Here is a 15,279-nt window from a genome sequence, read left to right on the forward strand (position 1 = left end):
AGATTTAGAGAAGCCGCGATTTTCGCGGCTTTTTTGTGTGCGCAATATTAGGCGAGCGCGGCAGAACCACCAGCGTATGCAGCCTAGGTAAACTAATTGTAAATTATAAAATATTTCACTTATTTTTTAGTTATATTCAGATACAATTTGCCCATCCAACTCCTCCTCGGCCGCAACACAAGAATCGCCCGTGAATATTGACGTCGTACTTTTGCTCGAACAAAACCCAATCCTTTTAATTTTTGTCGTCCTGGCTATCGGACTCGCGATCGGTAAAATCCGTTTTGGCAGCCTCCAGCTGGGGAACTCAATCGGTGTATTGATTACCTCGCTGATTATGGGCCACCTCGGTTTCACTTTTAACGCAGACGCGCTGACCATTGGATTTATGCTGTTTATCTACTGCGTAGGTATCGAGGCTGGGCCAAACTTTTTTGGCATCTTCTTCCGAGATGGTAAACATTACTTCATTTTGAGTATGGTCGTTCTTGCAACCGCCCTATTCATTACCTACATCGCCTCACATCACCTAGGGCTTGGTTTTGGTTTATCGGCGGGCATGATGGCAGGGGCACTCACATCGACCCCTGTGCTCGTTGGCGCTCAAGACGCTTTGAACTCCGGGTTAGCAACCATTCCACGTAACATGGAATTTAGCCAAGTGATAGAGAACCTCTCGGTTGGCTATGCAATGGCGTATCTTATCGGCCTTATCAGTATGATTATGTTCGCTAAGTTACTGCCAAAACTGCAAAAACAGAACTTATCAGACTCTGCGCAACAAATCGCTCAGGAACGGGGACTAGGTAGCTCAGGACAACGTAAGGTCTACCTCCCTATTATTCGCGCCTATCGCGTCGGCCAAGAGTTGATTAACTGGACTGACGGTAAAAACCTCAGAGAATTAGGCATTTATCGCCAAACCGGCTGTTATATCGAGCGTATTCGACGCAATGGAATATTAGCCCACCCAGATGGCGACGCTATCTTACAAGAGGGTGATGAAATCGCTTTGGTCGGTTTCCCGGACAGCCACGCTCGACTCGATCCAAGTTTTCGCAACGGTAAAGAAGTGTTCGACCGCAACCTGCTCGATTTGCGCATTGCCGAAGAAGAAATCGTGGTAAAAAGTGACGCGATTGCCGGTAAACGTCTATCTGACCTTAACCTCTCGGAGTATGGCTGTTTTCTAAACCGAGTAGTGCGTGCACAAATTGAAATGCCGATGGACCTCGATATCGTCCTTGCCAAGGGAGATGTACTGCAGGTGAGCGGAGAGAAGAGTCGCGTACACGGGTTAGCGGAAAAAATCGGTTTCATTTCGATTCACAGCCAAATGGCTGACTTGCTGGCCTTTTGTAGCTTCTTTATTCTCGGGATTTTGTTTGGCTTGATCACCATGACTTTTGGTCAGGTCTCGTTTGGTCTAGGCAATGCAGTGGGCTTATTGCTCTCTGGTATCACTTTGGGCTTTTTACGTGCTAATCACCCAACGTTTGGTTACGTCCCCCAAGGCGCATTGAACATGGTCAAAGACCTGGGCTTGATGTTTTTTATGGTCGGGATCGGGCTCAGTGCTGGTGGAAAAATGTTTGAGCATCTGTCCCAAGTGGGCCCTCAAGTGATCGGTTTAGCCTTTTTGGTCAGCGTGGTCCCTGTCGCCATCGCCTATCTGGTTGGTGCCTATTTACTAAAAATGAACCGTGCACTGCTATTTGGTGCCATCATAGGCGCACGCACATGCGCGCCAGCAATGGATATTGTCAATGACTACGCTAAGTCGACCATCCCAGCGCTCGGATACGCAGGCACCTACGCGATAGCGAATATTCTGATGACGCTAGCGGGTACCATATTGATCATTTTGAGTTAGTCACTGAAACGCAAAAGGCTTCCATAAGGAAGCCTTTTCATTATGCTCTAACCGTTTAGCTAAGTGGTCTCAAATATGCCAGAAAACGTTTCTCAGCCGCTTTAAAACACATCAATATGATGAAAGTGAGCGCCATGTAAAACAAACCAGCGGTCAAGAATGACTCAAATGGTGCGTAATAACGGGAGTTCACCAAACGTGCCGCACCAGTTAAGTCAACGATGGTCACAATACCTGCCACTGCACTACCGTGGAGCATAAAAATCACCTCGTTACTGTAAGCGGGTAAGGCGCGGCGCAGTGCACTTGGCAAAATCACACGTCGATAAGTCATAAAAGTGCCCATACCATAAGCTTTAGCCGCTTCAACTTCGCCTTTAGGCAAACCGTTGATCGCTCCGCGAATGATTTCTGCTGTGTAAGCCGCCGTATTCAGTACAAACGCCACTAGCGCGCAAAACCAAGCGTGCTCCCAAAGCGTACCTTTCACTGCAATAAACTGATCCATGCCGTAATAGATTAAATACAGCTGCACCAGAAGTGGTGTACCACGGAAGAAGTAAATAAACGCCCAGCTTGGACCATTGATAAAATAGTTATGGCTGTTACGGGCAACACCAAGTGGAATGGCAACAAACAGACCGATAAACAGCGCCAACGAGACTAACCAAACTGTCGTCCACAGGCCATCTAAATAGATAGGCAAGCTTTCGATAATTAATGAGAAATCCATTCTATTACCTCGCGTGGATACTGAACTTGCGCTCTACCATTTTCAAAAGACCGGTTGAAACGCTGGTAAAGAATAGGAAAATAATCGCGACCGCCATGTAGAAGGTGAACGGCATTTTTGTCGAACCCGCCGCTAACGAACTCATGCGCACCATATCTTCTAAGCCGATAATTGAAACAAGCGCCGTTGTCTTTAACAGCACCAGCCAATTGTTACCAAAACCTGGCAGGGCGTGTCGAATCATTTGCGGTAGCAGGATCCGTCGAAATGCCAGCACCGAACTCATACCATACGCTTTGGCCGCTTCTAGTTCACCTTTATCGACAGCCATAATCGCGCCGCGAAATGTTTCGGCCATATACGCGCCAAAAATAAAACCAATCGTTAACACACCAGCGATGAATGGGCTGACATCAATATAGTCGGGTAAATATGACGTCCACTCGTGATTGGGATTGCTCGATGTGAACCACTCGTTGAGACTTTCATTGATAGCATACAAGCTGTTATTGAGAAGGATTTGTCCGCCGAAAAAAATCAGCATCATAAGAACTAAGTCGGGAATACCACGAATCACTGTGGTGTAAAGTGTCGCAATCGCTCGTGCCCAGCGATACGGTGCCATTTTGGCCAGTGCCCCCAGCATACCCAAAATCATTGCCAGCACTAATGACAACAGGGCGACTTCGATGGTCACTACTGCCCCTTTTAATATCGAGGCTTCATATCCTTGTAGATCCAGCATAGGTAAGTTCCTGATCCCTAAACTTTATAAAATTCGGCCGTTGGCTACTACTCCAAGGAACAAGAACCAACGGCCGCACAACAACGATTACTGACCGTATACGTCGTATTTAAAGTATTTCGCAGCAATTTCCTGATAGATACCTTTCTCGCGCAGAGATAGGATAGCTGCATCTAGTTTTTTGGTGAGGTCTTTGTCTTGCTTACGTACCGCAATACCCATGCCTTCGCCGAACCATTTAGGATCCATCAGAGCAGGGCCAACAAATTCATATGCGTCACCGCCCGCTTTGTTTAGCACACCTTCTTCAAGAGCTGATGCATCACCAAGTACAGCAACAACACGACCATTGGCAAGATCTAGATAGGCTTCATCGAAAGAGCCGTAACGTACGATTTCAACTTTATCACCGTAGTTATCAGTCAGGTATTTGTCGTGGGTCGTCGCACGTTGAACCGCAATTTTTTGACCGTCTAGGTTGTCAAAATCAAGGCCAGCACCTTTTTTAGCGATAAACTTGTTCGGGATTTGCGCGTATTTGCCTGTAAAGTCGACTTTTTTCTTACGCTCTTCTGTAATTGACATAGCTGCGATGATCGCATCGTACTTACGCGCAAGTAGTGAAGGAATAATGCCGTCCCAATCTTGAGGTACGATCTTACACTCTACTTTCATTTCCTGACACAGAGCGTTAGCCATATCCACATCAAAGCCTTTCAGCGAACCATCGGCTTCTGTCCAACTAAATGGAGGGTATGCACCCTCAATACCGAAGCGAACCGTTTTCCATTCCTTCGCTTGGGCCATCCCAGAGACAGCTGTTGCTGCTAAAGTTGCTGCTAATAACCACTTTTTCATTTCCATACTCCTGTGATTGAGATTTTTTTTGTGATTGCTTTAGTTTGTTGTGTTTGCCGCAAAGCGGCGTTTAGTAAATTGAAGAGATAAACTGTTGTAAACGCTCTGAATCTGGGTTTGTAAACAGTTTAGCTGGGTTTCCTTGTTCTTCCACCAGTCCTTGATGCAAGAACATAACGTGATTCGAAACGTCACGTGCAAACGCCATTTCATGGGTCACCACGAGCATAGTTCTGCCTTCCTCGGCCAAATCGCGCATTACGCCCAATACTTCACCAACCAACTCGGGATCGAGTGCTGATGTAGGTTCATCGAATAGCATCACTTCTGGGTCAACCGCGAGCGCTCGAGCAATAGCGGCGCGTTGTTGTTGGCCACCAGACAGGTGCCCTGGGTAGTAGTCTTTACGCTCATATAAGCCAACTTTCTTGAGTAACATTTCTGCATTTTCAAGCGCTTGAGCTTTGGGAACCCCTAATACATGAACAGGCGCTTCAATAACGTTTTCAAGCACCGTCATGTGCGACCAGAGGTTGAACCCTTGGAAAACCATCGCGAGTCTCGAGCGAATACGCTGAACTTGTTTTTCGTTGGCAGGAATAGCCTCACCTTGGCGGTTATTTTTCATTTGAATCAATTCTCCATTGACCCAAATTTCTCCAGCGGTAGGCGTTTCGAGTAGGTTGATACATCGTAGAAAAGTACTTTTACCAGAACCAGAAGAACCGATAATCGATATTACGTCCCCTTTGTGGGCTTCTAACGAGATGCCTTTTAAAACTTCATTTTGTCCAAATGTCTTGTGCAGTTCTTTTATATCCAGCGCTGGTACATCTTTCATGCGCTTTTACTCCCTGATTTTATTATTCCCAGCGTTTCACCAGCGGCAAGCGGCGGGTTTTGGGTTCCACCCATATTTCGATACAAACTAGCACTCCCCCGGCCAAGTTGCAACAAATTATTAACCTAAAAATCAGCAATATATAGCCACTTTATATGAGTAATAATGCACCAAACAGTTAAAAAAGCTTCATTTGACGCATAAAACCTTTTAACCAGCAAATTATCAACAATAGTGATTGATTAACATTTTTATAAAAACAAGATCTGACTCAACTTCATCACACGCAGGCAATGGCTGAGTAGCGGCGACCTCTTTTACCTTTGTTAGTTTAATGAACAATATGAAATTTAGTTTCACCGAATAGCGCCTTGTTAATCTTGCCAACGCAAGGTTGTGTAGTTTTCTTTCACAACATTTCATAAAGTGATCTAAATCAATCACTCATCAGGGTTAGCACGTTAAACTCGGCGAAAAGATAAAAGCCTCAATGAACATCACTTTTTGTCTTTCAATCCTCTATGCTTTAGCACATAGTTAACGCGCTACTCAGAGGTAAAGTGACCATCAATTGCAGGAAGCTGTAGCAGGTTTTTACCGGATGACCGACACAAAATAATAATCGGGTCGTTCTTTGAAGAATTACTAACAATTTTGAATATGAGGAATCTATGTCAGACGCAGTCAAACAACCGCACTCTGATTCGGATATAGAAAACAAGAGCTATAATGAGCTTCACCGCCCAGCTTCTGAGTTTGCAAACCGTTCAGACTACCTAGACCACGAACTCCAAATCATGAAGCCACGTCGCTTCGGATTAAACTTACCCGGTCGTGATTTCCGTTTTGAGCTTGAAGACTTAGTCCCAGCGCTAGCAGGTACCATTGGTATTATTGCCATGTATTCTGCGGTCATGATGTCTTGGGCCGAAGGCCTAACGGCAGCATGGGACCACGTCAACTTAGGCAAAGAATTCGCTATCGAAGTGGCACGAGTAGAGATGCTGATCCCAGCATTACTATTCTGTATTCTTGCTTCTGGCTTTATTAACCCTAAAGCAAACCTCGCCGGTAACCACGGCCCAATGATCCCTCTTATCGGTACCATCGCGCTTGCTGGTGCTCACCCTCTTGCATTGGCCATTTTGATTGGTGTATTTGGCCTACTATTGAGTTTCCTCAAAGGGGGCTCCAAGCTAGTTAACTTAACCTCACAAGGTACCGCTGGCGGTTTGTTAATATTCTTGGGCCTTACGGGAACGATGAGCCAAATTAACTCCATTCAAGCATGGGCTGTGGGTCTTCAATCTGACACCGTTGCCGCTGGAAGTATGGGGTATGTTGGGCTGATCGTACTCGCAGTCACGATTGTACTTTACGCATTCTTGGCAAAAGTAAACAAACGTTGGTTAGCCATTCCAGTTTGTGCTTTCACAGGTTTAGCAATTGCATTGGTTCTAGGCGCCGGATTTGACATCAAGTTCGTGACTGAAACCGGTCTACCTAACCTAAACCCGGTTTACTGGTGGGGCAGTACAGAGCAAGGTTGGATGCTAGGTCTGCCTAACGTGGAACACTTCATTGCTTCGCTACCGTTTGCAATCCTTGCTGTTGCAATGTGGTCACCAGACTTCTTGGGGCACCGTATCTTCCAAGAACTTAACTACCCGAAAAAGACCGAGAAAGTGCTTATGGATGTCGATGATACGATGACCATGTGTTCAGTACGCCAAATGGTCGGTACTGCGGTTGGTGGTGGTAACATCACATCTTCATGGGGGACTTACATGATCCCTGCAGCTATCGCGAAGCGTCCAATCCCTGCAGGTGCAATTCTACTCGGTTCTCTGTGTATCATCGTCGCTATCCTTGGCTTCCCTATGGATATCGCAGTATGGCCACCCGTGATGCGCGTTGCCCTTCTGGTAGGTGTTTCTCTACCATTACTTGAAGCTGGCATGCAAATGGTGAAAGACTCTAAAGATTCACAAGCAGCAGGTATCTGTATCTTTGGTAGCGCTGTGGTTAACCCAGTATTAGCTTGGGCTCTGACAATGCTACTTGATAACAACGGTCTTATTGGTGACAAAGAGCGCGCAGCCCGCCTATCTTTCGTTGACAAGATTGTTATCCCTGTTGGCGTCCTTGCCATCTGTTTGATCGCCATGCTGGCGGTAGGCATGCTTGAAAGCCAATTTGGTATTCCTGCATTCTTGTAATACTTGTTCTAGAGTTGAGAGTCAGCTTTGGCTCTCAACTTTTTTTTAATTTAACGCAAATATTCTCAAAAATTTTAGTAAACGTGTCATTTATTGATTTAGTTTAAGGTTTGCAAAAAAATTTTAGTTTACCCTTAAAGCCAAGTTGATAAGGCAGCATCAAGAAACTAGTAACAATATTTATAGCTTTATGTTCTTTCGGTAAGTGTATTTAAAGGCTATACATATTGTTATTCATAAGAGTGTACCGTCCCAACCAAGGGAATCTGACTCGCTCAACGGATCAGATAGGTACGTGTTTTTTCTACTAAAAAGGTAGGTATGTCATGGCAGAGCAATTTGCTAAAGCTTGGGAAGGTTTTGCTGAAGGTGATTGGCAAAACGAAGTAAACGTTCGTGATTTCATTCAGAAGAACTACGCACCGTATGAAGGCGACGAATCTTTCCTAGTTTCTGAAGGTACTGAAGCAACTAACAAGCTTTGGGCTAAGGTAATGGAAGGTATCAAAATTGAGAACTCAACTCACGCACCTGTTGACTTCGATACTGACGTTATCTCTACCATCACTGCTCACGATGCAGGCTACATCGAAAAAGATCTAGAGACTATCGTTGGTCTACAAACTGATGCTCCTCTTAAACGCGCTATCATCCCTAACGGTGGTATCCGCATGGTTGAAGGTTCTTGTAAAGTTTACGGTCGTGAACTGGATCCTAAAATCAAAGAAATCTACACAGATTACCGTAAAACACACAACGCGGGTGTTTTCGATATCTACACTCCTGATATCCTAAAATGTCGTAAATCTGGTGTTCTAACGGGTCTTCCAGATGCTTACGGTCGTGGTCGTATCATCGGTGACTACCGTCGTGTTGCACTATACGGTATTGACTTCCTAATGAAGGACAAGCTAGCTCAATTCGCTTCTCTACAAGAGAAATTCGAAAACGGCGAAGATCTTCAAATGACGATGCAGCTTCGCGAAGAGATCGCTGAGCAACACCGCGCACTAGGCCAAATGAAAGTTATGGCTGAGAAGTACGGCTGTGATATCTCTCGTCCAGCTGAAACTGCGCAAGAAGCTATCCAGTGGACTTACTTCGGCTACCTAGCTGCGGTTAAGTCTCAAAATGGTGCTGCAATGTCTCTAGGCCGTACTTCTACGTTCCTAGATATCTTCATCGAGCGCGATATCGCTGCAGGTAAGATCACTGAAGAACAAGCTCAGGAAATGATCGACCACTTCGTAATGAAACTACGTATGGTTCGTTTCCTACGTACTCCTGAGTACGATGACCTATTCTCTGGCGACCCAATCTGGGCAACAGAATCTATGGGTGGTATGGGTCTTGACGGCCGTACGCTAGTTACGCGTACGAACTTCCGTTTCCTAAACTCTCTATACACAATGGGTCCTTCTCCAGAGCCAAACATCACTGTACTTTGGTCTGAGCAACTACCTGACGGCTTCAAGAAGTTCTGTGCGAAAGTATCTATCGATACGTCTTCTATCCAGTACGAAAATGATGACCTAATGCGCCCAGACATGGAGTCAGACGACTACGCGATCGCATGTTGTGTATCTCCAATGGTTGTTGGTAAGCAAATGCAGTTCTTCGGCGCTCGTGCGAACCTTGCTAAAACAATGCTTTACGCAATCAACGGTGGTGTTGATGAGAAGCTGAAGATGCAAGTTGGTCCAGCTATGCCTAAGATCACTTCTGAAGTACTAGACTTCGACGAAGTATGGAACAACCTAGACCACTTCATGGATTGGCTAGCTAAGCAGTACGTTGCTGCACTAAACAGCATCCACTTCATGCACGACAAGTACAGCTACGAGTCTGCACTAATGGCGCTACACGACCGTGACGTTTACCGTACTATGGCTTGTGGTATTGCTGGTCTATCTATCGCTGCTGACTCACTATCTGCAATCAAGCACGCGAAAGTTAAACCAATCCGTGACGAAGATGGCGTAGCGATCGACTTCGAAATCGAAGGCGACTACCCTAAATTTGGTAACAACGATGCTCGCGTAGATGACATCGCTTGTGAACTTGTTGAAGTGTTCATGAACAAGATCCGTAAGCTTAAGACTTACCGTGATGCTGTTCCTACTCAGTCTATCCTGACTATCACGTCTAACGTGGTATACGGTAAGAAGACGGGTAACACGCCAGATGGTCGTCGCGCAGGTGCTCCGTTTGCTCCAGGTGCAAACCCAATGCACGGCCGTGATGAGAAAGGTGCGGTAGCATCTCTAACATCGGTAGGTAAACTGCCATTTGCTCACGCGAAAGACGGTATCTCTTACACCTTCTCTATCGTGCCAAACGCACTGGGTAAAGAAGAAGATTCACAGCGCGCTAACCTTGCTGGCCTTATGGATGGTTACTTCCACCACGAAGCAGGCATTGAGGGTGGTCAACACCTAAACGTGAACGTTCTTAACCGTGACACTCTAGAAGACGCAGTTAAGCACCCTGAGAAATACCCTCAGCTAACAATCCGTGTATCTGGTTACGCTGTACGCTTTAACTCTCTAACCGCAGAGCAACAAGCTGACGTCATCGCACGTACCTTCACTGAGTCTCTATAATCTCAGTCGATGAATGAAAAAGCCCCGCTTGTCGCGGGGCTTTTTATTTGTCGTTACTTATCAGTCCAATTCAGTATCGCACAACTTGTTTGCGTAAAATTCGTCGCTAGCTTGCTTTTTTCCGTGCTTGGGTTAATCCTTAATTATCAGGCACCTAATTGAGTAGGCGAGTACTATGAGATCAGTCCGAAGCGATTATCTACTGCTATTGATTACTTCATTGACTTGTGCGCCTGCTATCGCGTCCGATGAATCTAGCTTGTCGTTTGCTATCGACAATGATGCACTCTTCCGTGTCGATTATGACTACACTAACGGTCTATTTTTAAGTTTTGCCACAGGCCGCATTGCCCCTGATGCACTATTGAGTCCGCTCAGCCTCTCTTCAAACGAGAACACTGCCTTAGATAAGTTTGAACTTGTGCTTGGTCATAAGATGTACACGCCATCCGACTTGGACGCGGCGGTCCCCTTAGCCAACGACCGACCATACGCCGGGGTGCTGTACGGGGAGGTCAATTACATTAGCCTCCAAGCTGAGCACTCTCATCGTTATAACCTGACTCTAGGTACAACAGGCAAGCACTCGTTAGCTGAACAAGCACAAAATGTGGTACATGATATGACCGACTTTTCTCAACCACGCGGTTGGGCGTATCAAATTGACGACACATTTGTCGCCAACATCGGTTACCTTCACCACTCTAATTTATGGCGTGATAACACGACCACGGGCATCGATTGGGAGCTGTCCAACATCTCGGAAGTCAACGCCGGTAACTTTCGTAGCGATGTGTCCACGGGTTTGATGTTGCGCTGGGGGGCTGATCTTGCCAATAACATGGGGGCGGCAAATATTGACAACGAGAACCCTTTCAGAGCGAGTATGCTTGGAGAGTCTAGCGAAGGCTGGTTCGTGTTTACTGGAATAAAGGTGCGCTACCGCTTTAACGATATCACCATTGAAGGCGAACGCTCAGAAGTCACACGCTATGCACAACTTGAAGGCGAGGATCCCAGCCTGTATGACGTTAGGTTAGAACCGGTACAAGCTTTTGCCGTTGCTGGCTTTGCTTGGTACCACCAAGACTTTGGCATCACACTGACCACGACGATTAAAACACCAGATTACAAACACGCGCCTGATAACCTCTACGGTACTGGCGCGCTGTCTTTGTACGTGTTTTTCTAATGCCGTGCTAAATAGTAAATTTCTGACAATCTTGATTGAGGCTCTCTGAGCGTTGCTCGACTACGCCACTGATACTGCGTAATTGTTCATTGTTCTCTTCTAACTCTTTCATTGCAGAAGAAATCTGCGTCATGTTGTCGGCCATGGATTGGCTAGTGGTCGCCAGCTCCTTGATAGAAGTAAAGATAACCTCTGTTTGATGCGAAGCTTCGTCGGCTTTTTCGGTAATCAACTTGAGTGCATTCATTGCTTCTTGGCCTCTTTCTCGTCCCGACGTCATTGAAGACTCAGATTGGCCGATATATTGAATCACCTCAGCACTCTCTTTCTTCATTGTATCTATGGTTCCGGAGATCTCAGATACCGCATCCACCGTTCTGACGGCTAAACTGCGAACCTCATCTGCGACCACGGCAAAACCTCTTCCTTGTTCACCAGCCCTCGCCGCTTCGATTGCCGCATTCAATGCGAGTAAGTTGGTCTGCTCTGCAATACCGTTGATGATCTCCATAACCGAGTCGACTTTCGATGACGCTTCCTCTAGCTGATTGATATGACTGGCCGCTGATGTCAATATCGCTCCAACTTCGTCAAGCGAACCAATCGCAGCAGAGATAACTTTGGCTCCCTCTTCAGCCGATTGCGTTGAAGAGCGACTGATTTCTGCCACAAACTCCAACGAGTTGGACACCTCTTGAGTGGTAACACTCACCTCTTCTGTCGCAGACGCCAGTAGTTGAGTTTGCCCCAACACTTCAGACTGATGGTGAGCGAGCCTGTCTAGCCCCTGATTGAGTTCAACCGCGTTGCTAGTTAGCGCCAAACTGCTGCTTTGAACCCCAGAGACCAACTCCCCCAAATTGTTGCAACTTTGATTAATGCTAGTCGCCAGTTGATTAAACTCATCGTTTGGGTTCTTACTCAGCTCAATACGCTGTGACAAATCACCTTTCGAAAGGCCATTGAGAATCTCTTTGGTGCGATTGAGTGAACGTGATAATGATACGTTTTGCATTGCTGATATCGCAATGGTGAACACAGCAAGCACCACACAGGCAACCAAGATAGACCACTGAGTTTGAGAAGATGCACTTGCCGCAACACGCTGGTACTCAGTACTGATCCCCCCAAGTTCCGAGGTAATAGACCCGATCAATTGGGTCATACTCGTTTTGGTAACTTCGACCTGCTGCTCAATGGTGGTCAACTGTTTAGAGATGTCACTGACACTGGTAAATGTTTGTTTATACTGTTCAATTTCTTCTTCATACAGCTCTAGCATGGCGTAGACATTCGACATGCTTTCAAAGGCGCCCATCGCGCGATTAAACAGTTTCAGGTTTTCTTCGGTAGGCTGTAACAAGTAATTTTGTTGGGCTTTAACCATCGCCTGAAAATCGGAGTTGAGTGTCACCATTCCTGTTTCAGCGATCTTTTTCTCAATGGTGGTGGCCAGTTGCTTTAACTGTCCCAGTTTACCTTCATCGATATTAAAGCCGAGTTCTTGTTTCATCGATAGCCAAGGTGACACTGCGTCTTTAAAATCAACCACACTTTGGGTCAGCTGTTCACTCTGGTTGACTAGCCCTACCTGCTTGAGAAACTGTGCATCCTGACCAATCGCCGCAACGATCTCTTCAATACGAGTTATTGTGGCGGGCACCTTGGCTCCCGTCATATTGTCAAGATCGCCACCTAACGCCAAAATGTGGCTTTGTGTTTGGTAAATAGACAACGATCCCGCAGCAATATCCGCACTACTTTGATACTGACTGGTCATTTGTGACAAGCGATCTGAAGTAAAAAAGGCGAGTGACGCAAATCCTATCGTTAATACAAGCAAAAACAGAGTGACCTTCTGTTTTTGCGAAAGCGCAAGCATATCCATATTAAAAGTCCTTCAGCAACAATCAGATGTTTAACACCTTGCCTGACGGTAAGCGTTATTTGTTATTGTTATTTATATTGTTTAAACATTTTTATAACATAAATTTTAGCAAATAAACCCATTTTTTCTCAATTCCTGTTTTCTTCCTGCCAAAGCCCGGAAAACCTATTTTATCCCTACCTTTTGTAATAAAATAACGGATAAATAACTAAGACGAGATGAGCACATGTCAACAACTGGTCGTATTCACTCTTTCGAGTCATGTGGAACGGTAGACGGTCCTGGAATTCGCTTTATCGTGTTTATGCAGGGCTGCTTAATGCGCTGCATGTACTGCCATAACCGAGATACCTGGGATACTCATGGCGGTAAAGAAGTGACCGTTGAAGAGATCATCAATGAAGCAAAATCTTATCGCCACTTTATGAATGCGTCTGGTGGTGGCGTCACTTGTTCAGGCGGAGAGGCGATGCTGCAACCTGAGTTTGTGCGCGATTTTTTCCGCGCAGCACAAGCGGAAGGGATTCATACTTGCCTCGACACTAATGGTTATATCCGTAAGCACACTGAAGTCATCGACCAAGTTCTTGATGCCACTGATTTGGTCATGCTCGATCTCAAACACATGAAAGACGAGATTCATCATGACTTTATCGGTGTATCCAATAAGCGTACCTTAGACTTTGCGCGCTATTTGCACAAAATCGGGCAAAAAACATGGATACGCTATGTGGTTGTCCCTGGTTACACTGACGATGAAGAAGCGGCCCACATGTTAGGTGCCTTCATCAAGGATATGGATAATATCGAGAAAATTGAATTGTTGCCGTATCACAAACTAGGTGCACATAAGTGGGAGGCGCTCGGAGTCGAGTACCCACTTGATGGCATCAGCCCCCCATCCAAAGAGACGATGGATAAAGTGGTATCAATCCTTGAGCAATATCACTCTAACGTAAAATACTGATATCAAATACCGGCAAAGTCGTAAAAAATACCAACAAGTTCGTTGGTATTTTTTTTGAGGTTATTTTGAGTCTGAATGCGATAGCTTGCTTACTACTCGTTTTCATTGCCACTGCTTTGGTGTGGCGCGACGTGACACAAATACTCCTACATAAACTTCAGACAGAACGGTCGTTTCAACACATCACGTTTGCCATCATCGTTGTATTTTGGGCTTTATGGTCAGCGGAAGCTGGCGTCAAGCCGGGCCTGTCGATTCATTTTCTTGGCCTGACAAGCTTAACGCTAATGTATGGTTGGCGCAGTGCTTTCGCCCTCTCTTTACCTATCACGTTACTGATGAGCTTACTCGGCCCACTCACTTGGGCCAACGTCCCTGAATTTTTGGTTTTCTCGGCTCTGATACCGATTCTAATGAGCTACGGCGTATTTCTCGTCAGTTATCACTATCTGCCACGCAACATTTTTGTATTTATCTTTATCGCTGGTTTTCTCAATGGCGCTTTAACCGGTAGTGTCCACCTACTAATTAATTCGCTGTACTACCTGTTCGTCACCGAGTACGACTGGCAAACCATCTACAATAACTACCTGATGTTTACCCCGTTACTCGCGTTTCCCGAAGGGTTGATAAACGGTATGGCCGCCGCGATGTTAACGGTGTTCAAGCCAGAACTGTTGCGTGTTTTCTCTGATCGCGACTATATCTACAATCACTACCACAATAATGACCGGTAAATCTTGCTGAATTTGTGTGCTTTTCCTATTAAATATGTGTTGAGATCATGTTTCAGCGTATCGGGAAACGATAACCTAAGCACATTAAAAATGTATTAGATTGTACTAGTGAGGCCACTATGGAAATGACTAACGCTCAACGTCTGATTTTATCGAATCAGTACTACTTAATGTCACAAATGGATCCTGCTAACGCTGCCAAGTATCAACGTCTACAGACCATTGTTGAACGTGGTTATGAACTGCAGATGAGCGAGTTTAACAAAGATTTTGGCTGTTTAGTCGAAGCGGAATGTCGTGAAGTCATCGATATTATGGAGATGTATCACGCCATGCAAGAGTCTAATAAGATGCTGTCAGAACAAGAGCAAAAAGAGGTGGATCAACGTCGACTGACTTTCTTGGGTTTTGACATTGCCTCAGAAGCGCAGTTGGTAAACTACGTACGTTTCTTAATTGACTCTGAAGGCCTATACCCTCAATTTAGTAAAGGTGAGCATCACTTTAACGCGCAAATGCCAATGTTAGACAAGTACCGCCGCATGCTCGCCACTTGGCGTAACTGCCCAAGGCAGTACCATTTATGTGCTAATGAACTTAAGCAAATCTTTAACGCATAACGA

General features: G+C 45.6%; 12 protein-coding genes. 7 read left to right on the forward strand and 5 right to left on the reverse strand.

The annotated features are described in order from the left end of the window. Positions 1-190 precede the first annotated feature (190 nt). Complete coding sequence (locus FCU94_RS08325) at positions 191-1,873, forward strand: aspartate:alanine antiporter (protein ID WP_176288072.1); 1,683 nt, start codon at positions 191-193, stop codon at positions 1,871-1,873. A 55-nt stretch (positions 1,874-1,928) separates the two neighbouring features. Here the strand turns inward: FCU94_RS08325 and FCU94_RS08330 are convergent, their stop codons facing one another. From FCU94_RS08330 to FCU94_RS08345, 4 genes are all read right to left on the reverse strand, one after another. Continuing rightward, positions 1,929-2,606: an ABC transporter permease gene (locus FCU94_RS08330; protein WP_176288073.1), complete on the reverse strand. Its 678-nt coding sequence runs from the start codon at positions 2,604-2,606 to the stop codon at positions 1,929-1,931. A 4-nt stretch (positions 2,607-2,610) separates the two neighbouring features. Beyond that, complete coding sequence (locus FCU94_RS08335) at positions 2,611-3,351, reverse strand: ABC transporter permease (protein ID WP_176288074.1); 741 nt, start codon at positions 3,349-3,351, stop codon at positions 2,611-2,613. Positions 3,352-3,438: 87 nt separating this feature from the next. Continuing rightward, on the reverse strand, positions 3,439-4,209 hold the full coding sequence (locus tag FCU94_RS08340; RefSeq protein WP_176288075.1) for an ABC transporter substrate-binding protein: 771 nt from the start codon (positions 4,207-4,209) through the stop codon (positions 3,439-3,441). A gap of 70 nt (positions 4,210-4,279) precedes the next feature. After that, positions 4,280-5,050 carry an ABC transporter ATP-binding protein gene (locus FCU94_RS08345; RefSeq protein WP_176288076.1) on the reverse strand — a complete coding sequence of 257 codons (771 nt, stop codon included), beginning with the start codon at positions 5,048-5,050 and terminating at the stop codon, positions 4,280-4,282. Positions 5,051-5,721: 671 nt separating this feature from the next. On the opposite strand from FCU94_RS08345, the gene FCU94_RS08350 reads away from it, so the two are divergent. From FCU94_RS08350 to FCU94_RS08360, 3 genes are all read left to right on the forward strand, one after another. Then, on the forward strand, positions 5,722-7,269 hold the full coding sequence (locus FCU94_RS08350) for a DUF3360 family protein (RefSeq protein ID WP_176288077.1): 1,548 nt from the start codon (positions 5,722-5,724) through the stop codon (positions 7,267-7,269). Positions 7,270-7,595: 326 nt separating this feature from the next. Further along, on the forward strand, positions 7,596-9,872 hold the full coding sequence (gene pflB, locus FCU94_RS08355; RefSeq protein WP_176288078.1) for a formate C-acetyltransferase: 2,277 nt from the start codon (positions 7,596-7,598) through the stop codon (positions 9,870-9,872). Between the two features lie 175 nt (positions 9,873-10,047). Continuing rightward, on the forward strand, positions 10,048-11,064 hold the full coding sequence (locus tag FCU94_RS08360; protein WP_176288079.1) for a lipid A deacylase LpxR family protein: 1,017 nt from the start codon (positions 10,048-10,050) through the stop codon (positions 11,062-11,064). 7 nt (positions 11,065-11,071) lie between these two features. Here FCU94_RS08360 and FCU94_RS08365 read toward each other — a convergent pair whose 3' ends face one another. Then, complete coding sequence (locus tag FCU94_RS08365) at positions 11,072-12,952, reverse strand: methyl-accepting chemotaxis protein (RefSeq protein WP_176288080.1); 1,881 nt, start codon at positions 12,950-12,952, stop codon at positions 11,072-11,074. 226 nt (positions 12,953-13,178) lie between these two features. Here FCU94_RS08365 and pflA point away from each other — a divergent pair, with 226 nt between their 5' ends. The 3 genes from pflA to FCU94_RS08380 all read left to right on the forward strand — a co-directional run bounded on the left by pflA (position 13,179) and on the right by FCU94_RS08380 (position 15,276). Further along, entirely contained in the window at positions 13,179-13,919 is a 741-nt protein-coding gene (gene pflA, locus FCU94_RS08370) for a pyruvate formate lyase 1-activating protein (RefSeq protein ID WP_176288081.1), read from the forward strand. Between the two features lie 65 nt (positions 13,920-13,984). Further along, positions 13,985-14,656, forward strand: a complete 672-nt coding sequence (locus FCU94_RS08375) for an energy-coupling factor ABC transporter permease (protein WP_176288082.1) — start codon at positions 13,985-13,987, stop codon at positions 14,654-14,656. Between the two features lie 119 nt (positions 14,657-14,775). Next, complete coding sequence (locus FCU94_RS08380) at positions 14,776-15,276, forward strand: YfbU family protein (RefSeq protein ID WP_176288083.1); 501 nt, start codon at positions 14,776-14,778, stop codon at positions 15,274-15,276. The last annotated feature ends 3 nt before the right edge of the window (positions 15,277-15,279 follow it).

Source organism: Vibrio sp. JPW-9-11-11 (assembly GCF_013369335.1).
Taxonomy (GTDB): Bacteria; Pseudomonadota; Gammaproteobacteria; order Enterobacterales; family Vibrionaceae; genus Vibrio.